Below are 23,960 nucleotides of genomic sequence, written 5' to 3'. Positions count from 1 at the left end.
CTCGCTCACTGGGCGTCCTCTCCCTTGGCCGGGTTGCGGTCGTGCTGCAGGTCCGCCGGGGACTCGTCGATCTTCTCCTCGGTGCCGGCGCGCGCGGTGTCGGCCTGCTCGGCCGACTGGTCGCGCCCGATCGCCGGCGCCGGCGCGCCTCCGGCCTCCCGGCCCGGTGCGGTCCAGCCGCGCTCGCGGGCGATGCCGAGGCCGACCAGGGACGCCGGGCCGGCGGCCGGGCCCTCGTCGGCGAGGTCGTCGGGGAAGCCGGCGAGCACCCGCTCGGCCTCGCGCCAGGTGCACACGCGGGGGCCGCGGGTGGAGTGCACGTCGCGCCCTTCGCGGAGGTCGTCGACGACCTCGACGGCCCGCTCGGGGGTCATGTTGTCCATGAACTCCCAGTTGACCATCATCACCGGCGCGTAGTCGCAGGCGGCGTTGCACTCGACGTGCTCGAGGGTGATCTTGCCGTCGTCGGTCGTCTCGTCGTTGCCGACGTCGAGGTGGCCCTTGAGCCGCTCGAAGATCGCGTCGCCGCCCATCACCGCACACAGCGTGTTGGTGCAGACCCCGACGTGGTAGTCGCCGACCGGCTTGCGCTTGTACATCGTGTAGAAGGTGGCCACCCCGCTGACCTCGGCCGCGGTGATCCCGAGGATCTCGGCGCACGCCTCGATGCCCTCGGGCGTGATCCGGCCCTCGGCCGACTGCACCAGGTGCAGCATCGGCAGCAGCCCGGAGCGGCCCTCCGGGTAGCGGGCCGCGATCTCGCGCAGCTCGCCGTAGGTCTTCTCGTCGATGCTCACTGTTCCTCCTGGCGGGCCTGGCGGCCCGGCCTCGATGCGCTCGCCTGTGCCCCGCGCTTGGTCACCGGTCCACCCCGCCCATGACCGGGTCGAGCGAGGCGATCGCCACGATCACGTCGGCCACCATGCCGCCCTCGGCCATCGCACTGGTGGCCTGCAGGTTGGTGAACGAGGGGTCGCGGAAGTGGGCCCGGAACGGGCGGGTGCCGCCGTCGGAGACGACGTGCGCGCCGAGCTCGCCGCGGGGCGCCTCGACCGGCACGTAGGCCTGGCCGGCCGGCACCCGGAAGCCCTCGGTGACCAGCTTGAAGTGGTGGATCAGCGCCTCCATCGACTCACCCATGATGTGCCGGATGTGGTCGAGGCTGTTGCCCATGCCGTCGCTGCCGATGGCCAGCTGGCTGGGCCAGCCGATCTTCTTGTCGCCGATCATCACCGGGGCGCCCTCGAGGCCGGCCAGCCGGTCGGCGGCCTGCTCGATGATCCGCAGCGACTCCCACATCTCGGCGAGCCGGATGCGGAAGCGGCCGTAGGAGTCGGCGGTGTCCCAGGTCTGGACGTCGAACTCGTAGTCCTCGTAGCCGCAGTAGGGCTCGGTCTTGCGGAGGTCCCACGGGTAGCCGGTGCTGCGCAGCACCGGGCCCGTGATGCCCAGCGCCAGGCAGGCCTCGAGGTCGAGGTGGCCGATGCCCTCGAGGCGGCCCCGGAAGATCGGGTTGGCGTTGCAGAACGCGGCGTACTCGGGCAGCCGCTTCTTCATCAACGCGACGAAGCCGCGGATCTCCTCCAGCGCCCCCGGCGGCAGGTCCTGGGCGACGCCGCCGGGGCGGATGAACGCGTGGTTCATCCGCAGCCCGGTGATCAGCTCGAACAGGTCCAGGCACAGCTCGCGCTCGCGGAACCCGATCGTCATCACGGTGAGCGCGCCGAGCTCCATGCCGCCGGTGGCGATCGCCACCAGGTGGGAGGAGATGCGGTTGATCTCCATCAGGAGCACCCGCATGACCTGGGCCTTCTCCGGCACCTGGTCCTCGATGTCGAGCAGCCGCTCGACCCCGAGGCAGTAGGTCGCCTCGTTGAAGAGCGGGCTGAGGTAGTCCATCCGGGTGCAGAACGTGACGCCCTGGGTCCAGGAGCGGAACTCCATGTTCTTCTCGATGCCCGTGTGCAGGTAGCCGATGCCGCAGCGGGCCTCGGTCACCGTCTCGCCCTCGAGCTCGAGGATCAGGCGGAGCACGCCGTGCGTCGAGGGGTGCTGCGGGCCCATGTTGACCACGACCCGTTCCTCGATGCCCTCGTCGGCGAGGCCCTGGGTGATGGTGTCCCAGTCCTGGCCGGTGACGGTGAAGACCCGGCCCTCGCTGGTCTCGCTGGTGCCGGCGAAGGCGTCGTTGGTGGTCATCAGGCATCCCTCCGAGGCGCGAGCGCGCCGACGAAACCGAACACGTCTGCGAAGCGCATCAGTTGTAGGACCTCCGCTGGTCCGGCGGCGGGACCTGCCCGCCCTTGTACTCGACGGGGATGCCGCCGAGCGGGTAGTCCTTGCGCTGCGGGTGGCCCGGCCAGTCGTCGGGCATCAGGATCCGGGTGAGCGACGGGTGACCGTCGAAGATCAGCCCGAACATGTCGTAGGCCTCGCGCTCGTGCCAGTCGGCCGTCGGGTAGACCGAGACCACCGACGGGATGTGCGGGTCGGCGTCGGGGGCGGTGACCTCGAGCCGGATGCGGCGGTTGTGGGTCATCGACAGCAGGTGGTAGACCGCGTGCAGCTCGCGACCGGTGTCCTGCGGGTAGTGCACGCCGCTGACCCCGGCGAGCAGCTCGAAGCGCAGCCGCGGGTCGTCGCGCAGCAGCCTGGCCACCGTGAGCACGTCCTCGCGCCGGATGTGGAAGGTGATCTCGCCGCGGTGGATCACCACCGACTCGACGGCCGGCTCCAGACCCGCGTCGCGCAGGCCCTCCCCGAGCGCGTCGGCGACGGCGTCGTACCAGCCGCCGTAGGGACGGCGCGCCGCACCGGGCAGGGTGACCGCGCTGACCAGGCCGCCGTAGCCGCTGGTGTCGCCGGTGCCCTTGACGCCGAACATGCCGCGCCGGACGCCGACCTGGCGGACCTCGCCGGTGGGGGCGGGGACGTTCTCGGGCGACTGCTCGGCCGCCGGCTGCTCCGGGGCGCTCTTCTCGTCGGGCTTGTCGGTCACCGCAGCAGGCCCTTCATCTCGGAGGTGGGCAGGGCGCGCAGCGCGTCGGCCTCCTGCTGCTCGATCTCGGCGACCCGGTTGGGTCCGAGCTTGGTGGCCTGCACCTGCTGGTGGAGCTTGAGGATCGCGTCGATGAGCATCTCGGGGCGGGGCGGGCAGCCGGGGAGGTACATGTCGACCGGGACGATGTGGTCGACGCCCTGCACCACGGCGTAGTTGTTGAACATGCCGCCGCTGCTGGCGCAGACGCCCATCGCGAGCACCCACTTGGGGTTGGGCATCTGGTCCCAGATCTGGCGCACGACCGGAGCCATCTTCTGGCTCACCCGGCCGGCCACGATCATCAGGTCGGCCTGGCGCGGGCTGGCCCGGAAGACCTCCATGCCGAACCGGCCCAGGTCGTGCTTGGGGCCGCCGCTGGTCATCATCTCGATGGCGCAGCAGGCGAGTCCGAAGGAGGCGGGCCAGAACGAGGCCTTGCGCATGTAGCCGGCCAGGCCCTCGACCGACGTCAGCAGGACGCCGCTGGGGAGCTTCTCCTCGAGACCCATCTGTGTCCTTCTCTCTCGTGCTTGCTCGTGCGCTCGCCGGTGTGTCCGGTCGCGGTCGGTGCGGTCAGGGTCGCGCGATCAGTCCCAGTCGAGGCCGCCGCGGCGCCAGACGTAGGCGTAGGCGACGAAGACCGTGCCGATGAAGAGCACCATCTCGACCAGGCCGAACAGCCCCAACGCGTCGAAGTGGACCGCCCACGGGTAGAGGAAGATCGTCTCGATGTCGAAGATGATGAAGAGCATCGCGGTGATGTAGTACTTCACCGGGAAGCGCCCGCCGCCGACCGGCTGCGGCGTCGGCTCGATGCCGCACTCGTAGGAGTCGAGCCGCACCCGGTTGTAGCGGCTGGGGCCGACCCCCGCGCTCATGATCAGGGTGCCGACGCCGAACAGCGTCGACAGCAGGACCAGTGCCAGCACCGGCGTGTAGAGCTCCATGCCTTCGCTTTCCCTTCCTCTGGCCTGCGGGCCTTGTCGGGGCCGTTCGCGCGACCGACGGCGCGCCGGCGGCCATCACCTTGTGACTTTGTGAAGCGAATCACGAAGTGGCGCGGTGCACAGTCTGCCACTCTGCCCGACGGGAGGCGAGTCGGGGGCGGCCCCGGGACCAACGTCCCTGCTACCGCCCTGACCTGGGGATTTACCGCACGGTTGCGTTGCGGAAATGCCGCTGTCGGTCCCGCCGGCTGCGGCCCGGCTGGGCCGCGTCGCGGTGCCCCCGGCGTGGGTGACGGGCGCCACCGGTTCGCACCCGCGGCGGCGGTCCTGACCCGGACGGGCGCTAGCGTCGCTGCCCGACCATCGCCCGACCGCCGCAGCCCGCCCGAACCTGGAGGTCCCGTGCCCGACTCCGCTCACCCGCCGCACCCCGCCACCCCCGTGGACGCCGTGGCCCCGCCGTCGGAGTCCGCCCGACAGGACGCCGCGGAGCGGCTCGCCGGCCTGGCCGTCCCCGCCGGTGCACTGGGGCGGCTGGGCGACCTGGCCGTGTGGCTGGCCGCGACCCAGGGCGTGACACCTCCGCGGCCCGTCGACCGGGTGCACCTGGTGGTCTTCGCCGGCGACCACGGCGTCGCCGACCACGGAGTCTCGGCCTACCCGAAGGCCGTCACGCCCGCGATGGTGCGCACGATCGTGTCCGGCCGCTCCGGTGTCTCGGTGCTGGCCGCCCAGCACGGGGTCGCGGTCCGGGTGCTCGACCTGGGCGTCGACGACGACCTGGCCGACCTGGAGCCCGCCACCCGCGAGGCGGTTCGGCGGCACAAGGTGCACCGCGGCAGCCGGCCGTTGCACCTCGAGGACGCCCTGAGCGCCGACGAGGTGGCGAGGGCGCTGGCGATCGGCGCCGGGGTGGCCCGCGAGGAGGTCGCGGCCGGTGCCCAGCTGCTGCTCGCCGGCGACCTCGGCATCGGCAACACCACGGCCTCGGCCGCACTCGTGGCGGCCTTCCTCGGACTGCCCGCGGCGGAGGCGACCGGCCGGGGCACCGGCGTCGACGACGCCGGGCTGGCCCACAAGACCGCCGTCGTGCAGCAGGCGCTGGAGCGCACCCGCGGTCGCGAGGAGGCATCCGACGTGCTCGCCGCCCTCGGGTCGGCCGACATCGCCGCGATGGCCGGCTTCCTCGCCGAGGGTGCCCGCCTCGGCGTCCCCGTCCTGCTCGACGGGCTGATCACCGTCGCCGCCGCCCTGGCCGCGGACCGACTCGCCCCGGGAGCGGCCGCCTGGTTCGCCGCGGGTCACCGCTCGACCGAGCCCGCCCAGTCGCTGGCCCTGGAGAAGCTCGGGCTCGAGCCGCTGGTCGACCTCGGCCTGCGGCTGGGCGAGGGAAGCGGCGCGGTCGCCGCGGTCCCGGTCCTGCGGTCCGCCGCCCTGCTGCTCGCCGACGTGGCGCCGCTGTCGGAGGTGCTCGGATGAGCGGAACCCCCTCCCGGGCGGTCGACGTGCTGCGGTTCTCCGTCGGCACGCTGACCGCGATCCCGGTGCGGCCCCCCTCGTCGGTGGAGCGGGAGGTGACCCGCCCCGCGATGGTGCTGGCACCGCTGGCGGTGCTGCCGCTGGGAGCGCTGGTCACCGCGATCCTGTGGGCGGGACGCGAGCTCGAGCTGGCGCCGGTCGCGGTCGCGGCGACCGCGGTCGCCGCGCTGGCCCTGGCCAGCCGCGCCTTCCACCTCGACGGCCTCGCCGACACCGCCGACGGGCTGACCTGCTCCTACGACGCGGAGCGGTCGCTGCAGGTGATGCTGCGCGGCGACGCCGGCCCCGCCGGCGCCTCGGCCCTGGTGCTGGTGCTCGGCATCCAGATCGGCGCGCTCACCTCGATCCAGCACTCCGCCTGGGGGCCGCTGCTGGCCGGCACGCTGGTGTGCGTCTCCCGCGGGGCCGCGGTCGTGATGTCGCTGCGCGGTGTCAAGCCCGCCCGCCAGTCGGGCCTCGCGTCGTCGTACGTCGACTCGATGTCGCCGTGGACCGCCGCGGCCAGCTGGCTGCTGCTGACCGGCCTCGTGGCCGGCGTGTTCGTGCTCGACGACCAGCCGTGGTGGCGGGCGCTGGTGTGCTCGGCGGTGGCGCTGGTCGCCATCGGTTGGCTGATCCGCCGCGCCACCCGGCGCCTCGGTGGGGTCGCCGGCGACGTCTACGGGGCCTCGATCGAGGTCTCCCTGGCCGTCATGCTCCTCGCCGCCTCCTGACGCCGACCCGTCACCGATCCACCCTTCGGTGGTCGAGCCTGTCGAGACCCGGCGTGTCGCGGAACGATCGACCCCTCGGTCGTCGGGTCAGGCGGTGGCGCGGTGCAGCGCCACGATGCCGCCGGAGAGGTTGCGCCACTCGGGGCGCTGCCAGCCGGCCTCGGCGACCAGATCGGCCAGGCCCTGCTGGTCGGGCCAGGCCCGGATCGACTCGGCGAGATAGACGTAGGCGTCCGGGGCCGACGAGACCGCGCGGGCGATCGACGGCAGCGCCTTCATGAGGTACTCGAGGTAGACCAGCCGGAACGGCGCCCACGTGGGGTGGCTGAACTCGCACACCACCAGACGCCCGCCGGGCCGGGTGACCCGGCGCAGCTCGCGCAGCCCGGCCAGCGGGTCGACGATGTTGCGCAGCCCGAACGAGATCGTCACCGCGTCGAACGTCGCGTCCGCGAACGGCAGCCGGGTGCCGTCGCCAGCGGTGAACGGCAGGTGCGGCAGCGCCTGCTTGCCGACCCCCAGCATGCCCAGCGAGAAGTCGCAGGGGACGACGCGCGCCCCCCGGTCGTGGAACGGCTGGCTGGAGGTGCCGGTGCCGGCGGCCAGGTCGAGCACCCGCTCGCCGTACTGCGGGTCGACGGCCTCGATCACGTCGCGGCGCCACCGGCGGTCCTGGCCCAGCGAGAGGACGTCGTTGGTCACGTCGTAGCGGCGGGCGACCGCGTCGAACATCCGACGGACGTCGGTGGGCTGCTTGTCGAGGTCTGCGCGGGCCACGGGCGCAAGCCTACGGGTGGCCGGGCCCGCCCACGGCGTCCGGCCCCCGCGGTCACTCCAGCGGGCGGCCGGGTCACGGAACGGTGACGATCGCGATCGCCCCGACCGGGTCGCAACCAAACGCCCCCCGTGGGCGTCACCCTCGATGACGGGACGCACGTGGTCCCGCTGGACGGCGGCGAGGCCGCAGGAGGACGGGCAGGGCGATGAGGTTCTTTCGACGGTTGATGCTGGTCGCGGTGGTGACCGCGCTGGTCGCCGCCGTGTCGTACGGCGTCGGGTCGGCGTCGCTGCACAGCGCGGCGGACGAGCCCGCTTCCGGCGGCTCCACGCTGCCGCCCGCCACTGCCACGCCCTCACCCGCCGGCACCTCCGACGGCCCGACCGGAGGCACGACCGGGCCCGCACCGTCGGCCGGTGAACCGGACCCGTCATACTCCGCCGACCCGACAGCACCGCCGACGTCCGAGCCGACCGACGAGCCCGCGAGCCCCGCCACGAGCGACTCGCCCACCCGCGCCCCGGAGCTCGAGCCGGGCCCGGCGCTGCTCGCCGCGGGCGACGAGGGCCCCGGCGTGCGCGAGCTCCAAGCCCGGCTCGCCCAGATCGACTGGTTCAACGCCGGGGTGACCGGCTACTACGGCGAGGTCACCACCGCGGCGGTGCGCGGCTTCCAGGCCAAGCGCGAGATCCCGGTGACCGGCGAGGTCGACCGGCGCACCCTCGACCGGCTCGAGGCGATGACCACCGAGCCGACCGACGCCGAGCTGCACGGCGCCGCGACCACGGGCAACGCCCCCGGTCCGCTCGACGCCCGCTGCCGCACCGGCCGGGTGCTGTGCGTCGACAAGTCGAGCAACACGCTGCGCTGGGTGGTCGGCGGCGACGTCCGGCTCACCGTCGACGTGCGCTTCGGCGGCGCCGCCACCCCCACCCGCGAGGGCGTCTTCAGCGTGTTCTCCAAGAGCCGCGACCACGTGTCGAGCCTCTACGACACCTCGATGCCGTTCGCGATGTTCTTCTCCGGCGGCCAGGCCGTGCACTACTCCCCCGACTTCGCCGCCGTGGGGTACGCCGGGGCGTCGCACGGGTGCGTCAACGTGCGCGACTACGACAAGATCGCCTGGCTCTACGACCAGGTCGCCATCGGCGACAAGGTGGTCGTCTACTGGTCGTGAGACTGCCGGCGGATGCGTCAGGACGCGTCGGCGGCGACGGTCTCGATCAGCTCGACCGCGTCGTCGAGCATCAGCTTGGAGCCCGCCAGCAGGTAGGTGCGGCCGTCGGCACCGAGCTGACAGGTGGTCGTCAGCGGCGGCTCGCTCTCGTCGATCTCCGCGCTCTCGGGCTGCTGGACCCACTCCAGGATGCAGACGGTGTCGCCCTCGCGCACCACCTCGATCGGCGCGCGGGCCATCCCGACCTCCTCCGGGTCGAGGATGCCGTTCGGGGGCGCGAAGGGGCCGGGCGGCGCAGCGAACGCGGTGACCGTGACGAAGCGCGGCCCGATCTCGGGGTCGTCGTGCAGGTAGGCGGCGAACGCCAGCTCGTCGTCGTACACCTCGCCCAGCTGCTCCTCGACGTGGGCGACCGCCTGCACCTGGCGGTCGGCGTACTCCTGGGCCGCCTCGGGGTCGTCGCGTCCCTCCATCGGCTCCGTGACCGACTGCCAGCCGCCCGGCAGCGAGTCGGGCAGCTCGATCTCGCCGGAGCCGCGTCCGTCGAGGACGAGCGAGAAGACCACCATCGCCGCGAGCACGGCGAGGCCGAGGGGGAGGCCGATCAGGGCGGGGTGCGGGGTGCGTCGCGTCACGCCCCGACCGTACCGACGGATGCCGTGCGGCGTCCTCCCCGGGTGCGGGAAGTACCCTCGACGCCGTGACGACCAGTGCGACCCCGGCGGGGCAGTCGTCGGCCGGCCCCCTGGTCGCCCGGACGCTGCCCCTCGATCTCGACGCCGCCACGTCGCTGCTGCGACTCCTGCCCGGTGAGGCACCGGTGAGCTGGCTGCGCCGCGGCGAGGGCCTGGTCGGCTGGGGCGTGGCCGCCTCGGTGCACACCGCCGGCGCCACCCGGTTCGCCGACGCGGCGAAGTGGTGGAGCGAGACCGTCGCGCAGGCCCGGGTCGACGACGAGGTCCACGAGCCCGGCACCGGCCTGGTCTCGTTCGGCTCCTTCGCGTTCGCCGACGAGCCCGGTGACTCCGTGCTGACGGTGCCGCGGGTGGTGGTCGGCCGGCGCGGCGACCGCTCCTGGGTCACCACGGTCGGGCCCGGAGCCGCGCCCGAGCCGGAGCTCACCGTGACCGACGAGCCCCGATCGCCGCGCGGCGTCCGCTTCGCCGACGGCGCCCTCGACGGCGAGCGCTGGATGTCGGTGGTCGCCGACGCGGTGGCGCGGATCAGCCGCGGCGACCTCGAGAAGGTCGTGCTGGCCCGCGACCTCGTCGCCACCGCCGACGAGCCCTTCGACGTGCGGTGGCCGCTGGCCCGGCTCGCCGAGGGCTACCCGATGTGCTGGACCTTCCACGTCGACGGCCTGTTCGGCGCCACCCCCGAGATGCTGGTGCGCCGCGAACGCGGCCTGGTGACCTCACGGGTGCTGGCCGGCACCATCCGGCGCACCGGCGACGACACCCGCGACCTGGCGCTGGCGGCCACGCTGGCCCGGTCGTCGAAGGACCTCGAGGAGCACGAGTACGCCGTGCGCTCGGTCGCCGACGCGCTCGAGCCGCACTGCTCGTCGATGAACGTGCCCGAGGCGCCGTTCGTGCTGCACCTGCCCAACGTGATGCACCTGGCCACCGACGTGGCCGGCGTCGTCCACGACGCGGCGACGGTCTCGTCGCTGCAGCTGGCCGAGGCGCTGCACCCCTCGGCCGCCGTCGGCGGCACCCCCACCCCCACCGCGACGGCGCTGATCGCCGAGATCGAGGGCATGGACCGCAGCCGCTACGCCGGGCCGGTCGGCTGGATGGACGCCACCGGCGACGGCGAGTGGGGCATCGCGCTGCGCTCCGCCGAGCTGAGCGGCCACACCGTGCGGCTCTTCGCCGGCTGCGGCATCGTCGCCGACTCCGACCCCGAGGCCGAGCTGGCCGAGTCGCAGGCGAAGTTCGTGCCGGTGCGCGACGCGCTGTCGGGAGCCTGAGGCCGCCTAGCCGCGACGTCATCCGACCCGGTCGGCACCGCAGCCACGTCGTACGACGTCTGCCCTCGGCCGCGGGCCAGCGTCAGAGGTCCTGCCCGTCGGCCAGCCGCACGAACTCCAGGCCCTCCTTGGGCAGGAACGCGTTCATGTGGCTCTCGACGATGGCGAGTCCGACGTCGGAGTAGACCCGGTCGTGGATCGCGACGTTGCGCGGCGCCTTCACCTCGCGGGCGAAGTCGACCGCCTCGGACGCCTTCATCCACGGGGCGCAGACCGGCGCGAGCAGCACGTCGACGTGCTCGCCGGGCGGGGTGAGCGCGTCGCCGGGATGGTAGACCCGCTCCTCCCCGCAGGTCAGCACGTAGCCGGAGTTGAAGAACCGCGGCATCTCCGGGTGGATCACCGCGTGCAGCTCGCCGACCACCCGCACCGGCAGCCCGGCGACCAGCTCCTGGCCGGGCTCGACGACGGTGACCCGCTCGGCGGCGTCCGGAGCGTCCTCGCGGATCCGGGCCGCGACGGCGTCGATGGTGAACACCGGGGCGTCGCTCCCCCGCAGCAGCTCGGGCTGGTAGTGGTCGGGGTGCTCGTGGGTGATCAGCACGGCGTCCGCCCCGGCGAGGGCGTCCGGCTCGGCGAACATGCCGGGGTCGAGGACCACGGTGGCCCCGTCGTGCTCGACCCGGACGCAGGAGTGACCGAACTTCGTGATCCTCATGACGTCCACCGTAATCGGCTGGTCGCCGGCCCTCCGGGCGCGGGAGGATCCGGGCGTGGTCGAGGTGGTCGTCTCCGGTCTCGTCACCGGCTGGGCGATCGCGGTGCCGATCGGCGCGGTCGGGGCGTTCCTCGTCACGCTGACCGCCCGCACCTCGCTGCGGGTCGGGGCCGCGGGGGCACTCGGCATCGCCGCCGTCGACGGGGGGTACGCCGCGCTGGCGGTCGTCGCGGGCTCGGCGCTGTCGGCGCTTCTCGAGCCGGTCGCCACACCGCTGCGGATCGCGTCGGGCGTGGTGCTCCTCGGGGTCGCGGCGCTGGTCGCCCGGCACGCGTTGACCTCCTCTGGCACCGCCCGGGAGGCCCGGCCGATGTCGCCGGCCCGGGCGTTCGCGGTCTTCGTCGGGGTGACCGCGGTGAACCCGGCGACCGTCGTCTACTTCACCGCGATCGTGCTGGGCAACCGGACGCTGACCTCGGGCCCGGTCGAGGGTGGCGTGTTCGTCGTCGCCGCGTTCGTGGCCTCCGCCTCCTGGCAGCTGCTGCTCGCCGGCGGCGGGGCCGCACTGGGCCGGGCCACCACCGGCCACCGGGGCCGGGTCGCCACCGGGCTGGTGTCCGCGGTCGTGATCGCCGGCCTGGCGGTCCATACGATGCTGGGATGACCCACCGCACGACCGACGCCCCGTCACCCCGTCGCCCCGACGGCACCTGGCTGCGCCGGGCGCGGCCCGAGGACGCCGAGCCGCTCACCGACCTGCACCTGGACTGCTGGGACGACGCCTACACCGGGCTGATGCCGCAGTCCACGCTCGCCGAGCGGCGCGCCGGCCGGGCGGAGCGGGTCGAGAAGTGGCGCGCGATCCTGGCCGAGGCCGGCGAGGAGGACGCCACCTGGGTCGCCGAGGACCCCGACGGGATGGTCGGCTTCGCCAGCGCCGGACCCGGTCGCGACAACGACCTGGCCGGCGAGATCGACACCGAGGTGAAGGCGCTCTATGTCCGGGCATCGCGATGGGGCAGCGGGGTGGGCTACGCGCTGTTCGAGGCCGCGGTCGGCGACCGCGCGGCGTACCTGTGGGTGCTGGCGGGCAACGACCGGGCGATCCGGTTCTACGAGCGGCAGGGCTTCCGGCTCGACGGCACCGAGGACGAGCACGACGAGGGCCGCCACGTGCGGATGGTACGCGCCGGGCTGTGACGGCTCGGCCCTCGGGCCAGGCGCGAAGGCCGCCCGGTGCCGCTCCGCACGTTCCTGCTGCCGCGGGGCCGCGATCACGACTCAGACGTGAGGAGCGGCGACTGGGCCGACGACCTGGCCGACGGCGGGGTTCACGGGCGCAGCGCCCGGAGCCGCAGGTCGAGATCGCGGCGGTTGTCGCGACGCACCGGCACCTCGATCACCTCGATGCCGCCGTTGGGACTGGCCAGCGCCTGCTCGAGCTCGGGCAGCGAGCCGACCCGCCAGTGCGGCGTGCGGGTGGCCGCGCAGAGCGCCGCGAGGTCGACCCCGTGGGGGGTGCCGAAGAGGGTGTCGAAGCCGCTGGCGTGCTCCTCGGCGCCCTGTTCGAGCATCGTGAAGATCGAGCCGCCGTCGTCGTTGACCACCACGATCGTCAGGTCGGGACGCGCCTCGCGCGGGCCGAGCACCAGGCCGTTGGCGTCGTGCAGGAACGTCACGTCGCCCATCAGGGCCAGGTTGCGGGTGCCGTGCGGGCGGCCCAGCGCCGCGCCGATCGCCGACGACACCACCCCGTCGATGCCGGCCAGCCCGCGGTTGGCGACGACCTTGCGCCGGTCGCCCACGGCGTACCTCGCGACCATCAGATCGAGGTCGCGGATCGGGCTGGAGGCGCCGACGTGCAGCAGCCCGCCCGGCGGGAGTGCGCGGCTGACCGCGCCGGCCACCTCGTACGGCGTGAGGTCGGGCTCGGCGGCCAGCAGCCGGTCGACCTGGCGGGAGACGCTCCGGTCGGCGTCGCGCCATGCGTCGAGCCAGGCAGGGTCGTCGGAGCCGGCGACGGTCGGCACGACGGGGTGGCTCGAGGCGACGGGGAACGGCCGCTCGCTCCACACGCCGCGCACCGGCCCGGAGACGACCTCGACGCCCGGCCGGGTCAGCAGCCGGGTGACCGGCCGCGACAGCGTCGGGTGTCCGCAGACCACGACCCGCTCGATGCGCTCTCCCAGGTCGGTGCCGAGCAGCAGCCGGTAGGCGCGGATCGCGTTCTCGCCGGTGCGCGCGCCGCTGCTCGGCTCGGCCAGCAGCGGCCAGCCGGCGCGCTCCGCGAGCTGGCGGGCCGGCGGGCCGGCGTCGTCGCCGGCGACGACGACGGTGCGGGGGCCGAGCGGGAGGGTCTCGGGAGCCGCCGGCCCGCGGACCGACCGGCCCCAGCCGCCGGCGCTGCGTCGTGCCCTCGCCGTGGCCACCAGCTCCTGGGCCGAGGGCACCGGTCGCGGGTCCAGGTCGGGCGACCGCCTCGGCAGGATCCCGTGCTCGTTCGCCTGAGACTCGTCCTCGTGCTCGTCCTCGCCACCGAGCGCGTCGGCCAGATCATGAGCAAGGGTGGTCCACGGCTCGGCCGGCACCAGCGGCTCATCGAACCGCACGTTGAGATGCACCGGCCCGTCACCGACCCACATCGCCCACTGTCCGGTGCCCGGCTGCGCCTCGAGGTCGAGTGTCATCACCAGCGGGCCGAAGATGCCGACCTGGTCGGTGGTCTGGTTGGCGCCGGTGCCGTGCAGCCGCGAGGGCCGGTCGGCAGTGACGACGACCAGCGGCACCCCGCTGTGCGCGGCCTCCAGCACCGCCGGGTGCAGGTTCGCGACCGCGGTGCCCGAGGTGCAGACGACCGCCGCCGGCGAGTCCACCCGCGAGAGCCCGAGCGCCAGGAACCCGGCGCTGCGCTCGTCGATCCGGGTGTGCAGCCGCAGCAGCCCGGCCGCCGCCACCTCGTGCACCGCGAACGAGAGCGGTGCGTTGCGCGAGCCGGGCGAGAGGACCACGTCGGTGACCCCCTGCGCGAGCAGCGACAGCACCGCCGCGCGGGCGAGCTTGGTCGAGGGCTCGGGCGTGGGGTCGGGCGGCGGGCTCACAGTCCCCGATCCTCCCCCACCTCGAGCAGCGAACGCACCGCGGCCAGCCGTTCCTCCCAGTGGGCCACCCGGTCCGGGTCCGCCGCCAGCCGCCCGAGGGCGGCCTCGTCGACCTCGGGGCGCACCACCGGCAGCGCCCCGTCGACCGGCAGCAGCGGTGCGGCCACGACGTCGTCGCTGAGCAGCTGCACGGTCGCGAGCCCGCAGGCGTAGGGCAGCTCGGGCAGCGCGGCCGCCAGCGCCACGCCGGCCGCGATCCCGACCGAGCTCTCCAACGCCGACGAGACCACGACGGGCAGCCCGATGTCCTCGGCGATCCGCAGGCAGGCGCGCACCCCGCCGAGCGGCTGCACCTTCAGCACGGCGACGTCCGCGGCCTCGAGGTCGCGCACCCGGTAGGGGTCGGCCGCCCGGCGGATCGACTCGTCGGCGGCCACCGGTACGCCGACCCGGCGCCGCACCAGCGCCAGCTCCTCCACGCTCCCGCACGGCTGCTCGACGTACTCCAGTCCGCCGGCGGCCCGGTCGAGCAGCCCGATGGCGGCGACCGCGGCGTCGACGTCCCAGCCGCCGTTGGCGTCGACCCGCACCCGGCCGTCGGGGCCGAGCGCGTCGCGCACCGCCTCCAGGCGGGCCTGGTCGTCGGCGAGGCCCTGGCCGGGCTCGGCCACCTTCACCTTGGCGGTGCGGCAGCCGCCGGCGGTCACGATCGCGTGCGCGCGCTCCGCGTCGACCGCCGGCACGGTCACGTTCACCGGCACCGAGTCGCGCACCGGGTCGGGCCAGTCGGCGGCGGCGGCCTCCTCGGCGCAGCGCAGCCACGGAGCGGCCACCTGCGGGGAGTACTCCAGGAACGGCGACCACTCGCCCCACCCCGCCGCGCCCCGGAGCAGCACGCCCTCGCGCACCGTGATGCCACGGAACCGGGTGCGCATCGGCACCGACCACACCCGCACCTCGCCCGGCGCCGAGCTCATCGGTCCTCCTCCGCCATCGCCCGCAGCCGCATCCGGTCCGGCTTGCCGTTGCCCAGCAGCGGCATCGCCTCGAGCGCAACCAGCTGCCGCGGCGCCCAGGACCGCGGCCGCTCCTCGGCAACCCAGTCCCGCAGGTCCGCCAGCGAGACGCCGCGACCCTCGGACGTCACGACGAACGCCACCAGGCGGTTGCCCCACTCCTCGTCGGTCACGCCCAGCACCTCCGCGTCGGCCACGGCCGGGTGTGCCCGCAGCCGTGCGGCCACCGCGGGCGCCGGCACGTTCACCCCGCCCGTCACCACGACGTCGTCGAGGCGGCCCAGCACCTGCAGCCGGCCGTCCTCGTCGAGCCGTCCCGCGTCGGAGGTGAGGAACCAGCCGTCGACCAGCACCTGCCCGGTCAGCTCCGGGTCGCCGTCGTAGCCGTCGAACAGCGTCGGCCCGGCCAGCCGGATCCGGCCGTCCCCACCGATCGCGAGACCGACCCCGTCGAGCGGCATCCCGTCGTAGACGCACCCGCCGGCGGTCTCGGCCGACCCGTAGGTCGCCATCACGAGCACCCCTGCAGCCTCCGCACGGTCCCGCAGCGCGGGGTCGATCGGGCCGCCGCCGAGCAGGATCGTGTGGAAGGTCGCCAGCGCCGCCGCAGACGCCGGGTCGTCGAGGAGCCGGTGCAGCTGGGTCGGCACCAGCGAGGTGAACCGGGGACCGGCGCCGAGCGCCTCCGTGGCGGCGGCGAAGTCCGGGTGCTCCTCGGCGAGCACCGGCCGGTGGCCCGCGCCTAGCGACCGGCAGACCACCTGCACCCCGGCGACGTACGCCGACGGCAGCGCGAGCAGCCACCGGCCGGTGCCGCCCACGCGACGGGCGCTCGCCTCGACCGAGGCGAGCACCGCGGCCCGCGAGAGCACGACCCGCTTCGGGCGCCCGGTCGACCCGGACGTCTCCACGGTCAAGGGCGGCGGCTCGTCCGGCACCGCCAGCCACCGCTCCAGCGCCGCCACGGCTTCGGGGGCGGCGCCGGTCACCGGCCGCAGTGGATCCATGGCGAGCACGCTATCCGGGGGTCCCACCGCCACCGGCCCCGTCTCCCCGCGCCCGCGCGGGGGCGTGTTGAATGGCCGGTCGTGGCAACTCCAGCTCAGTGGCTCGCCGGCTCCCGGCCCCGGACCCTGCCCGCCGCGGTCGCACCGGTGCTCGCCGGCACCGGCGTCGCGGCGTACGTCGACGGCGTGGTGTGGTGGAAGGCGCTGCTGGCGCTGGTGGTGAGCCTGGCCCTGCAGGTCGCGGTCAACTACGCCAACGACTACTCCGACGGGGTGCGCGGCACCGACGCCGACCGGGTCGGGCCGATGCGGCTGGTCGGCTCCGGCGCCGCCGCTGCCGGGTCGGTCAAGCGGGCGGCCTTCCTGGCCTTCGGCGTCGCCGGGATCGCCGGGCTGGCGCTCGCGGCGACGACCGCGTGGTGGCTGGTCGCGGTGGGCGTCGTCTGCGTGGTGGCGGCCTGGTTCTACACGGGCGGCTCCAAGCCCTACGGCTATCTCGGGCTGGGCGAGGTGATGGTGTTCGTCTTCTTCGGGCTGGTCGCCGTGGTCGGCACCACCTACGTGCAGACCGAGAGCTGGGAGTGGCCGGCGCTGTACGCCGCGGTGGGCGTCGGCGCGCTGGCCTGCGCGATCCTGGTCGCGAACAACCTGCGCGACATCCCCACCGACACCGTCGCCGGCAAGCGCACGCTCGCGGTGCGCCTCGGCGAGCCGCGGACCCGCGGCTTCTTCGCCCTGCTGGTGCTCGCGGCGGCGGTGGCCGTGGTGGCGGTCGCGGTGGCCACGACCTGGTGGGCGCTGCTCGGGCTCGGCTTCCTGCTTCCCGCGGGGCGGGCGGTCAGCACCGTCACCGGCGGTGCCACCGGACCGGCGCTGATCCCGGTGCTGCAGCAGGTCGGGGTCGCCGAGCTGCTCTGGGCCGCTCTGGTCGCCCTCGGGCTGCTGCTCGGCGGTTGACGCGACTGATGTGGAACCTGCTGTCACCCAGTGGCAGCGAACTCCACATCAGACGGGGCGAGCCTCGGCGAGCGGAGCGACCTCCTCGCCTGTCAGTCGATGTCTTCCTTCGACTTCATGTGCTCCACCCTGGACTCGACCCGGCGGGCGAAGGCGTCGCGCTGGGCGTTGAGCAGGAAGTACGACGCCACTCCGCTGACCAGGAACGCGATCACGATCACCCACAGCAGCGGGACCGAGTCGGCGACCAGCGCCCAGATGCCGAACACGACCCCGAGCGAAGCGGCGAACAGCGACAGCCGCAGGCCGGTGTAGACCCAGAACTCCTTCACGGGTTCAGGGTAGGCGCTCACCTGTGCCCACCTACCCTGGAGGGGTGCTCAAGCTCCTGCTCGTGGTGATCGTGATCGCAGTCGCGGTCTACCTGGCCGTCCGCATGTTCCAAGGTGAGCTGCCCGGACGCGGGCAGGCATCACGTGGTCCCGGGCGCCCGCCGGCCCCGCCGCGGCCGATAGGCCCCGACGACGATGACGACTTCCTGCGCGACCTGGACCGCAAGCGCCGCCACCCCGAGGACCCCGAGACCTGAGCCCGATCGGGGCTGAGCCGTCAGTCCGCGGTCGAGGCGTCAACCGTTCCTCGACACGCCGCGAGAACCCGTGAACCAGTGACGGCTCGGCGGCAACCCCGGGGTCAGCGGGCCTCGGGGGTGACCACCACGGCGGGCGCGGCGTAGGAGTGCTGGCTGGTGGTGGAGAAGAAGTTCACCCCGATGAAGCTGTACCAGAGCGTGGCCAGACCGACCAGCGCGAGGATCGCGGCGTTGCGGCCCTTCCAGCCGGCGGTCGAGCGGGCGTGCAGGTAGGCCGCGTAGACGACCCAGGTGATGAACGCCCAGACCTCCTTGGGGTCCCAGTTCCAGTAGGTCGACCAGGCCTGGTGCGCCCAGATCGGCCCGGTGATGAGCACCGCGAAGGTCCACACCGGGAACGCGAAGGCGTGCAGCCGGTAGGCGATCCGGTCGAGCACCGCCGGCCCCGGCACCCGGGCCAGGTAGCCGCGGTCGGAGACCTCGCCCTTGCGCAGCCGCCGGTCCTGCACCAGGTAGAGCACCGAGGCGATGCCCCCGACGGTGAACGCGCCGGTGGCGATCACCGCGGAGACCACGTGGATGACCAGCCACGGCGACTCGAGGGCGTCCATCAGCGGCGTGACCGGCTTGTGCAGCCAGATCACCGCAGCCATCAGCAGGCTCGGCACCAGGAAGGTCACGATCGGGGCCATCCAGGCCAGCGCGAACCGGCGGTAGAGCACCAGATAGGTGACCGTGACCACGAAGGTGCCGGAGACCGTGAACTCGTACATGTTGCCCCACGGCACCCGGTTCGGGTCCGCGGCCATGCCCCGCGCCACCAGCGCCAGGGCGTGCGCCAGGCCGGCGATGCCGGTGAGCAGCAGCCCGAGCCTGCCGAACAGCTCGATCCGCTGCTCGTCGTCGCGCGGCTCCGCGGTGTGGGTGTGCGTGGCCGGGCCGGTGACCACCGCCACGCCTCCGGACGCGTCGGCGGCCGCTGCGGGGGCGCTCTGGGCACCGACCGAGACCGGCAGCTTGCGCAGCACCGACCACTGGACCAGGTGGGCCAGCAGTGCGAGGAAGTAGACGACCCCGCTGGCGGCCACCGCCTGGTTGCTCAGGGTCTCCCATGCCTGGTCGCTCACGCGTCCTCCTCGTTCGTGCCGGTGGCCTCGGGGGTGGCCTGTGCGGCGTCGGGGTCGGCCGCACGGCTGGGCCCGGACCCCCCGCGGGCGGTGGTGTCGTCGGTGCCGCGCAGGGCGGCCACGACCTCGGCCAGCTCGGCGGCCACGTCGCCGCCACCGGATCGGTCCAACCCGGCGACCTCGACCAGTGTGCCTGCCCCGTCCGCCCGGGCGCGCACCCAGACCCGACGCGGACGGATGAACAGCGAGCCGAGCAGCCCCACCAGCGCCAGGACGACGCCGCCGAGGGCGAGCTTCATGCCGGGCGTCTGGCTGATCTGCAGGCGGGTCCAGGGCACGACCCGCTCGAAGGTGACCGAGCCCAGCCCGTCGGGCAGCCGCACGGTCTGCCCGGGGGCGATGTCGAGCCGGAACGGCTTGCCGTCGGCCTTCATCACCTGCTCGGTGCCGGTCTTGTCGAGGGCGTAGACCGACTGCGCGCTGCCGTTGTCGAGGCCGATGTCTCCGGTGTAGACCGACATCGACAGCAGCGGGTTCTTGTCGTCGCCCATGATGTTGACCGGGTCGCCGTCGATGTTGGCGAAGGTCGGATAGAACAGCCCCTCGAGCGCGATCTGCCCCGGCTTCGCGTCGGGAGCCTTGATCACCCCGAACGAGAAGAAGTCCTGGCTCTGCGGCAGGAAGACCCTCGGACCACCGGCGGCCACGTTGCCCTCGCCGTCGCGGATCGTCACCACGGGCGCATAGCCGTGGCCGATCAGGAAGACGTCGGTGTCGCCGATCGACAGTGGGTGGTTCACCCGCAGGTCGTAGGACTTCGCCTCGCTCGCGTCGGTGCCGGCACAGTCCTCGCGATAGCTGATGGGCGCGCGGAAGCCGCGGGCGGTGCCCTGGCCGGGGCCGCTCATCACCCACTCGGCCGAGAAGTCCTCGACGGTGAAGCAGAACGGCTCCATGTCGGTCTCGTCGAACAGGTCTCCCGGGGCGAAGTCGTCGTAGGAGGTGAGTCCGTTGCTGAAGCTGTCGCCGACGATCACGATCACGCCGCCGCGGTAGCCGAGCAGGCCGCCCATCGCGAACCCGACCAGCACCACGAGCAGCGAGAGGTGGAAGACCAGGTTGCCGGCCTCGCGCAGGTGGCCCCGCTCGGCCGAGACGGCGTCGGCGCCGGGCCCGGCGGGGTCCGTGCGGCGAAGCCGGTAGCGGCGTCCGCGCAGCACCTCGCGGGCGCGGGCCAACACCTCGTCGGCGGAGGCGTCGGTGCGGTACGCCGTGGAGTCCGGCAGCCGGGTCAGGTTGCGGGGGGCCGCGGGCGGCTGAGCCCGCAGCGCCCGCCAGTAGACGCCGAGCCGCGGGATGATGCAGCCCACCAGCGAGACGAACAGCAGCAGGTAGATCGCGGCGAACCACGGGGAGTCGTAGACGTCGAAGAGGCCGAGCCGTTCGTAGATCGGCGTGAGGTCGGGGTGCTCCTCCTTCCAGTTCGACGTCTTGAGCGAGTCGACGCCCTCCTGGGGGACCACCGACCCGGGCACGGCGGCGAGCGCGAGAAGCAGCAGCAGCACCAGCGCGGTGCGCATCGAGGTCAGCTGGCGCCACAGCCAGCGCAGCAGCTCACGGGGCGTCAGCTCACCGGGGCGCCGCGGCGCGCCGGATGTGCCCGCCGGTCCGGCGGAGAGGTCCTCGGCGGTCCCGCCGGCGTGGCCGTCCGGGAGCGACGGCCGGGGCGGGGTGCTCACACGCTCACCTCGTAGTCGCTGATCAGGTTCATCTGGAGCCAGGTGACCATCTGGTCCCACCAGCCGGTGAGCAGCAGCGCGCCGACGACCAGCAGCATCACGCCCCCGGCGCGGGTGACCCACTGCTGGTGGCGGCGCACGAACTTCAGCGCGCCCAGGGCCCGGCGCCAGGCGAGCGCGGCCAGCACGAACGGGATGCCCAGGCCCAGGGAGTAGAAGGCGAGCAACAGGCCGCCGCGGGAGGCGGCCCCCTCGTTCCAGGCAAGGGTGGAGATGACGCCGAGGGTGGGGCCCACGCAGGGCATCCAGCCCAGGCCGAACAGGAAGCCGATCAGCGGCGCGGCGGCCAGGCCCACGGCGGGCACCTTGTGGATCCGCACGTCGCGCTGCAGGAACGGAACGGCCCCGAGGAAGCCCAGCCCGAGCAGGATCACCACGACCCCGAGCACGACGTTCATCGTGCGCTGGTTGGTGACCAGCCAGGACCCGAGCGACCCGGAGGCGACGCCGAGCGCGACGAAGACCACCGAGAAGCCGAGCACGAACAGCACGGCGCCGGCCAGCATCCGGCCGCGGCGTACGTCGCCGGAGGCGAGGTCGGCGCCGGAGAGCCCGGTGGCGTAGGAGAGGTAGCCGGGCAGCAGCGGCACCACGCACGGGGAGAAGAAGGAGACCAGGCCGGCGATGACCGCGACCGGGATGGCGAGCGCCAACGAGCCGGAGCCCGCGGTCTGCTGGAACCACTCACCCATCGACGGCCTCGCCGGTGCCCCCGCTCGCGCCCTCCGCGGCGTCCTCGACCAACCCGACGAGTGTGCGCTTGGAGGGGATCGGGCCGTTCACGACGGCCGCGATCCGGCCCTCGGGGTCGAGCACGATCGTGGTGGGGATCGTGCGCGGGTTGACCTTGCCGGCGAAGGCCAGCAGCGCCTCACCGCTCGGGTCGTAGATCGTGGGGTAGTCGACGCCCATGCTGCGCTCGAACGACAGCCCGTTCTCCGGGCTGGCATCGCGGATGTTCACGCCGATGAACGCCGCCTCGCCCTCGAGCTCGGCGGCCGCCTCGACCAGCATCGGCATCTCGACGCGGCACGGTCCGCACAGCGACCACCACACGTTGACGACCACGGGCGCACCACGCAGGTCGGCCACGTCGAGCGCGTCGCCCTGGAGGGTCTCTCCGGCCAGCTCGACCGGCTCGCTGCGGTCGTCCTCGGCGTACTGCACGAAGGAGCCGTCGCCGCTGATGTAGCCGCCGTCGTTGGTGCCCTCGTTGTCGCCGCAGCCACTGAGCAGCAGGCCGCCGAGCAGCAGGCCGGCGAGCAGGCGGGCCGCTCGGCCGGGACGGGGGTGTCGCATGGTCAGGGCCTCTTCTCCTCCGGCGCGCCACCGGCCGAGAACGGCGCCTTGCGGTCGGTGACCGGGATCAGGTCGCCCGCGGGCTCGCTGTAGGCGACCTGGGTGAGCCGGTCGCCGGTGAAGTGCAGCGAGGTGAGCGAGCACAGCGTGCACTGGCGCTTGCGGGGATCGTGCACGAACGAGCGGCCCTCGACGTGCAGCCGCGTGGTCCAGATCGGCAGCTGGTGGGAGACGATCACGGCCTCGTGGCCGGCCGCGGCGTCGCGGGCGTCGTGCACCGCGGCCATCATCCGGGCGGCGATCTCCTTGTAGGGCTCGCCCCACGAGGGGGTGAACGGGTTCCACAGGTGCCGCCAGATCGAGGGCTTGCGCAGGATGCTGTCGCGCACGTCGAAGCGCTGGCCCTCGAAGATGTTCGAGGACTCGATGACGCGCACGTCGATCACCGCCTCGAGCCCGCGGGCGGCCAGCAGCGGGGCCGCGGTCTCCTGGGCCCGCTCCAGCGGCGAGCACCGCACGTGGGTGATGTCGCGGTCCTTGATCGCGCCGGCCACCTTGTCGGCCATCTGCCGGCCGAGCTCGGAGAGGTGGAAGCCGTCTCGCCGGCCGTAGAGGACCGCCTGGGGGTTGTAGACCTCGCCGTGGCGCAGCAGGTGGACGACGGTCTTCACCGGCTTGTCAGGGCTCTGGTCGGCACTCTGGGTCACGGGCGCTCCTCGCGGGCGGCGGCCGCGGCGCGCGCGGCGTCGGGCAGGGCGTCGAGCACGGTCTGGACGGCGCGCTCGTCGTGGGCGGCGGAGAGGAACCATGCCTCGTACGCCGACGGGGGCAGGTGGACGCCGCGGTCGAGCATGGCGTGGAAGAAGGCGGCGTACGCGCTCGAGTCGGTGCGGGAGGCGTCGGCGAAGTCGCGCACCGCGCCGTCGGCGAAGAACACCGAGAACATCGTGCCGGTCGACTGGATGCGGTGCGGCACGCCGGCGGCGGTCAGGGCCTCGGCGACGGCGGCCTTGATCGTGTCGCCGACCGTGTGCAGGTGGGCGTAGACCTCGTCGGTGGCCAGCCGCAGTGTGGCGAGCCCGGCGGTGGTGGCCACGGGGTTCCCCGACAGCGTGCCGGCCTGGTAGACGGGCCCCTCGGGGGCCAGTTGGTGCATGACGTCGGCGCGGCCGCCGAACGCGGCGGCCGGGAAGCCGCCGCCCATCACCTTGCCGAAGGTCATCAGGTCGGGCACCCAGCCCTCGACGGCGCCGTCGAGGCCCCACTGGCCCTGGCGGCTGGCCCGGAAGCCGGTCATCACCTCGTCGGAGACGAACAGGGCCCCGTGCCGACGGCAGGTCTCGGCGAGGAACGCGTTGAAGCCATCCTCAGGCGGGACCACGCCCATGTTGCCGGGAGCCGCCTCGGTGATCAGGCAGGCGATCCGGTCGCCGTGCTCGGCGAAGGCCGCCTCGACCGCGGCCCGGTCGTTGTAGGGCAGCACCAGGGTCAGGTCGGTGGCGCTCTGCGGGACGCCGGGGGTGCCGGGCACCGCGAACGTGGCCAGGCCGGAGCCGGCCGAGGCCAGCAGCGCGTCGACGTGGCCGTGGTAGCAGCCGGCGAACTTCACGACCAGGTCGCGACCGGTGAACCCGCGGGCCAGCCGGATCGCCGACATCGTCGCCTCGGTGCCCGAGGAGACGAACCGGACCCGCTCGACGGGGGTGCGGTCGACGATCTCCTCGGCGAGCTCGACCTCGGGCGGGGTGGGGGTGCCGTAGGAGGTCCCGCGGGAGACCGCGTCGGCCACCGCGGCGGTGACCTCGGGGTGGGCGTGGCCGAGCAGCATCGGCCCCCAGGAGCAGACCAGGTCGACGTACTCGGTGCCGTCGACGTCGGTGAGCCAGGCGCCCCGGGCGGAACGGATGAACCGCGGGGTGCCGCCGACGGCGTTGAACGCCCGCACCGGGGAGTTCACGCCGCCGGGGGTGACCGCCCGGGCGCGCTCGAACAGCGCTTCGGAGGCGGGGGCCGGGGTGGGTTCGGACCGGTCGACGGGGGTGGGGCGGGCGGAGCTCACCGGGTCATTGTCCCCGAGCGGGCCAACCCGGATCAGGTGGGGGCGAGCGGGTGGGCGCGGGCAGTCGCCTGAGGCCGGGCGCCGGCACCACTCTCGCCTCAGGCGCCCCACTGGGTGGCCGG

At 73.8% G+C, this 23,960-nt stretch carries 26 protein-coding genes; 8 read left to right on the top strand and 18 right to left on the bottom strand.

The window, feature by feature from the left end; translation table 11 throughout:
* Nucleotides 1–5 precede the first annotated feature (5 nt).
* From nuoE to D6B71_RS06545, 5 genes are all read right to left on the bottom strand, one after another.
* The gene (gene nuoE / locus D6B71_RS06565; protein ID WP_121253284.1) at nucleotides 6–797 is read right to left on the bottom strand and encodes an NADH-quinone oxidoreductase subunit NuoE; all 792 of its coding nucleotides are present in this window, start codon (nucleotides 795–797) and stop codon (nucleotides 6–8) included.
* Between the two features lie 61 nt (nucleotides 798–858).
* Nucleotides 859–2,199: an NADH-quinone oxidoreductase subunit D gene (locus tag D6B71_RS06560; protein WP_121253282.1), complete on the bottom strand. Its 1,341-nt coding sequence runs from the start codon at nucleotides 2,197–2,199 to the stop codon at nucleotides 859–861.
* A gap of 58 nt (nucleotides 2,200–2,257) precedes the next feature.
* Complete coding sequence (locus D6B71_RS06555; protein WP_121253280.1) at nucleotides 2,258–2,998, bottom strand: NADH-quinone oxidoreductase subunit C; 741 nt, start codon at nucleotides 2,996–2,998, stop codon at nucleotides 2,258–2,260.
* On the bottom strand, nucleotides 2,995–3,549 hold the full coding sequence (locus D6B71_RS06550; protein WP_121253278.1) for a NuoB/complex I 20 kDa subunit family protein: 555 nt from the start codon (nucleotides 3,547–3,549) through the stop codon (nucleotides 2,995–2,997). Before D6B71_RS06550 ends, D6B71_RS06555 begins: the two co-directional genes overlap by 4 nt.
* Before the next feature lie 78 nt (nucleotides 3,550–3,627).
* Nucleotides 3,628–3,987: an NADH-quinone oxidoreductase subunit A gene (locus D6B71_RS06545; protein WP_121253277.1), complete on the bottom strand. Its 360-nt coding sequence runs from the start codon at nucleotides 3,985–3,987 to the stop codon at nucleotides 3,628–3,630.
* Nucleotides 3,988–4,389: 402 nt separating this feature from the next.
* On the opposite strand from D6B71_RS06545, the gene cobT reads away from it, so the two are divergent.
* A complete protein-coding gene (gene cobT / locus D6B71_RS06540) occupies nucleotides 4,390–5,466 on the top strand; it encodes a nicotinate-nucleotide--dimethylbenzimidazole phosphoribosyltransferase (protein WP_240641183.1) in 1,077 nt (358 codons plus the stop codon).
* Nucleotides 5,463–6,239, top strand: coding sequence for an adenosylcobinamide-GDP ribazoletransferase (locus D6B71_RS06535; RefSeq protein ID WP_121253275.1), 777 nt, complete (start codon nucleotides 5,463–5,465; stop codon nucleotides 6,237–6,239). Before cobT ends, D6B71_RS06535 begins: the two co-directional genes overlap by 4 nt.
* A gap of 87 nt (nucleotides 6,240–6,326) precedes the next feature.
* On the opposite strand, the gene D6B71_RS06530 is transcribed toward D6B71_RS06535, so the two are convergent.
* Nucleotides 6,327–7,016 carry a demethylmenaquinone methyltransferase gene (locus D6B71_RS06530; RefSeq protein WP_121253272.1) on the bottom strand — a complete coding sequence of 230 codons (690 nt, stop codon included), beginning with the start codon at nucleotides 7,014–7,016 and terminating at the stop codon, nucleotides 6,327–6,329.
* Between the two features lie 206 nt (nucleotides 7,017–7,222).
* Here D6B71_RS06530 and D6B71_RS06525 point away from each other — a divergent pair, with 206 nt between their 5' ends.
* A complete protein-coding gene (locus tag D6B71_RS06525; RefSeq protein WP_121253270.1) occupies nucleotides 7,223–8,194 on the top strand; it encodes a L,D-transpeptidase family protein in 972 nt (323 codons plus the stop codon).
* Nucleotides 8,195–8,211: 17 nt separating this feature from the next.
* On the opposite strand, the gene D6B71_RS06520 is transcribed toward D6B71_RS06525, so the two are convergent.
* Entirely contained in the window at nucleotides 8,212–8,829 is a 618-nt protein-coding gene (locus D6B71_RS06520) for a hypothetical protein (RefSeq protein WP_121253268.1), read from the bottom strand.
* A 65-nt stretch (nucleotides 8,830–8,894) separates the two neighbouring features.
* On the opposite strand from D6B71_RS06520, the gene D6B71_RS06515 reads away from it, so the two are divergent.
* Nucleotides 8,895–10,166, top strand: a complete 1,272-nt coding sequence (locus D6B71_RS06515) for an isochorismate synthase (RefSeq protein WP_121253266.1) — start codon at nucleotides 8,895–8,897, stop codon at nucleotides 10,164–10,166.
* Nucleotides 10,167–10,248: 82 nt separating this feature from the next.
* On the opposite strand, the gene D6B71_RS06510 is transcribed toward D6B71_RS06515, so the two are convergent.
* Nucleotides 10,249–10,884, bottom strand: a complete 636-nt coding sequence (locus D6B71_RS06510) for an MBL fold metallo-hydrolase (protein WP_121253264.1) — start codon at nucleotides 10,882–10,884, stop codon at nucleotides 10,249–10,251.
* Here D6B71_RS06510 and D6B71_RS06505 point away from each other — a divergent pair.
* Nucleotides 10,883–11,548: a LysE family transporter gene (locus D6B71_RS06505; protein WP_164519562.1), complete on the top strand. Its 666-nt coding sequence runs from the start codon at nucleotides 10,883–10,885 to the stop codon at nucleotides 11,546–11,548. The two genes, D6B71_RS06510 and D6B71_RS06505, sit on opposite strands and share 2 nt — an antisense overlap.
* Nucleotides 11,545–12,084, top strand: coding sequence for a GNAT family N-acetyltransferase (locus tag D6B71_RS06500; protein ID WP_121253260.1), 540 nt, complete (start codon nucleotides 11,545–11,547; stop codon nucleotides 12,082–12,084). The genes D6B71_RS06505 and D6B71_RS06500 overlap by 4 nt, the downstream gene beginning before the upstream one ends.
* 131 nt (nucleotides 12,085–12,215) lie before the next feature.
* Here the strand turns inward: D6B71_RS06500 and menD are convergent, their stop codons facing one another.
* The 3 genes from menD to D6B71_RS06485 are packed head-to-tail and all read right to left on the bottom strand — an operon-like array spanning nucleotide 12,216 to nucleotide 16,005.
* Nucleotides 12,216–13,982, bottom strand: coding sequence for a 2-succinyl-5-enolpyruvyl-6-hydroxy-3-cyclohexene-1-carboxylate synthase (menD, locus tag D6B71_RS06495; RefSeq protein ID WP_121253258.1), 1,767 nt, complete (start codon nucleotides 13,980–13,982; stop codon nucleotides 12,216–12,218).
* Entirely contained in the window at nucleotides 13,979–14,959 is a 981-nt protein-coding gene (locus D6B71_RS06490) for an o-succinylbenzoate synthase (RefSeq protein WP_121253256.1), read from the bottom strand. Before D6B71_RS06490 ends, menD begins: the two co-directional genes overlap by 4 nt.
* Nucleotides 14,956–16,005 (bottom strand): AMP-binding protein, encoded by a 1,050-nt coding sequence (locus D6B71_RS06485; protein WP_121253254.1) that lies wholly within the window; start codon nucleotides 16,003–16,005, stop codon nucleotides 14,956–14,958. The genes D6B71_RS06490 and D6B71_RS06485 overlap by 4 nt, the downstream gene beginning before the upstream one ends.
* A gap of 81 nt (nucleotides 16,006–16,086) precedes the next feature.
* On the opposite strand from D6B71_RS06485, the gene D6B71_RS06480 reads away from it, so the two are divergent.
* Nucleotides 16,087–16,962, top strand: coding sequence for a 1,4-dihydroxy-2-naphthoate polyprenyltransferase (locus tag D6B71_RS06480; protein ID WP_121253252.1), 876 nt, complete (start codon nucleotides 16,087–16,089; stop codon nucleotides 16,960–16,962).
* Nucleotides 16,963–17,054: 92 nt separating this feature from the next.
* Here D6B71_RS06480 and D6B71_RS06475 read toward each other — a convergent pair whose 3' ends face one another.
* Nucleotides 17,055–17,294, bottom strand: coding sequence for a DUF4229 domain-containing protein (locus tag D6B71_RS06475; protein WP_121253250.1), 240 nt, complete (start codon nucleotides 17,292–17,294; stop codon nucleotides 17,055–17,057).
* 44 nt (nucleotides 17,295–17,338) lie between these two features.
* On the opposite strand from D6B71_RS06475, the gene D6B71_RS06470 reads away from it, so the two are divergent.
* A complete protein-coding gene (locus D6B71_RS06470; RefSeq protein ID WP_121253248.1) occupies nucleotides 17,339–17,551 on the top strand; it encodes a hypothetical protein in 213 nt (70 codons plus the stop codon).
* Nucleotides 17,552–17,655: 104 nt separating this feature from the next.
* Here the strand turns inward: D6B71_RS06470 and ccsB are convergent, their stop codons facing one another.
* The 6 genes from ccsB to hemL are packed head-to-tail and all read right to left on the bottom strand — an operon-like array spanning nucleotide 17,656 to nucleotide 23,838.
* Entirely contained in the window at nucleotides 17,656–18,681 is a 1,026-nt protein-coding gene (gene ccsB / locus D6B71_RS06465; protein WP_121253246.1) for a c-type cytochrome biogenesis protein CcsB, read from the bottom strand.
* Nucleotides 18,678–20,420 (bottom strand): cytochrome c biogenesis protein ResB, encoded by a 1,743-nt coding sequence (gene resB, locus D6B71_RS06460; RefSeq protein WP_240641182.1) that lies wholly within the window; start codon nucleotides 20,418–20,420, stop codon nucleotides 18,678–18,680. Before resB ends, ccsB begins: the two co-directional genes overlap by 4 nt.
* A complete protein-coding gene (locus tag D6B71_RS06455) occupies nucleotides 20,417–21,172 on the bottom strand; it encodes a cytochrome c biogenesis CcdA family protein (RefSeq protein ID WP_121253244.1) in 756 nt (251 codons plus the stop codon). Before D6B71_RS06455 ends, resB begins: the two co-directional genes overlap by 4 nt.
* The gene (locus D6B71_RS06450; RefSeq protein ID WP_121253242.1) at nucleotides 21,165–21,779 is read right to left on the bottom strand and encodes a TlpA disulfide reductase family protein; all 615 of its coding nucleotides are present in this window, start codon (nucleotides 21,777–21,779) and stop codon (nucleotides 21,165–21,167) included. Before D6B71_RS06450 ends, D6B71_RS06455 begins: the two co-directional genes overlap by 8 nt.
* A gap of 2 nt (nucleotides 21,780–21,781) precedes the next feature.
* Nucleotides 21,782–22,486 (bottom strand): histidine phosphatase family protein, encoded by a 705-nt coding sequence (locus D6B71_RS06445; RefSeq protein ID WP_240641181.1) that lies wholly within the window; start codon nucleotides 22,484–22,486, stop codon nucleotides 21,782–21,784.
* Complete coding sequence (gene hemL / locus D6B71_RS06440) at nucleotides 22,483–23,838, bottom strand: glutamate-1-semialdehyde 2,1-aminomutase (protein ID WP_121253238.1); 1,356 nt, start codon at nucleotides 23,836–23,838, stop codon at nucleotides 22,483–22,485. Before hemL ends, D6B71_RS06445 begins: the two co-directional genes overlap by 4 nt.
* Between the last annotated feature and the right edge of the window lie 122 nt (nucleotides 23,839–23,960).

This window comes from Nocardioides ferulae (genome assembly GCF_003660455.1).
In the GTDB taxonomy this organism is placed as follows: Bacteria; Actinomycetota; Actinomycetes; order Propionibacteriales; family Nocardioidaceae; genus Nocardioides; species Nocardioides ferulae.
The sequence above is the reverse complement of the archived record's forward strand: the minus strand, read 5'-3'. Positions and strand labels throughout refer to the sequence as shown.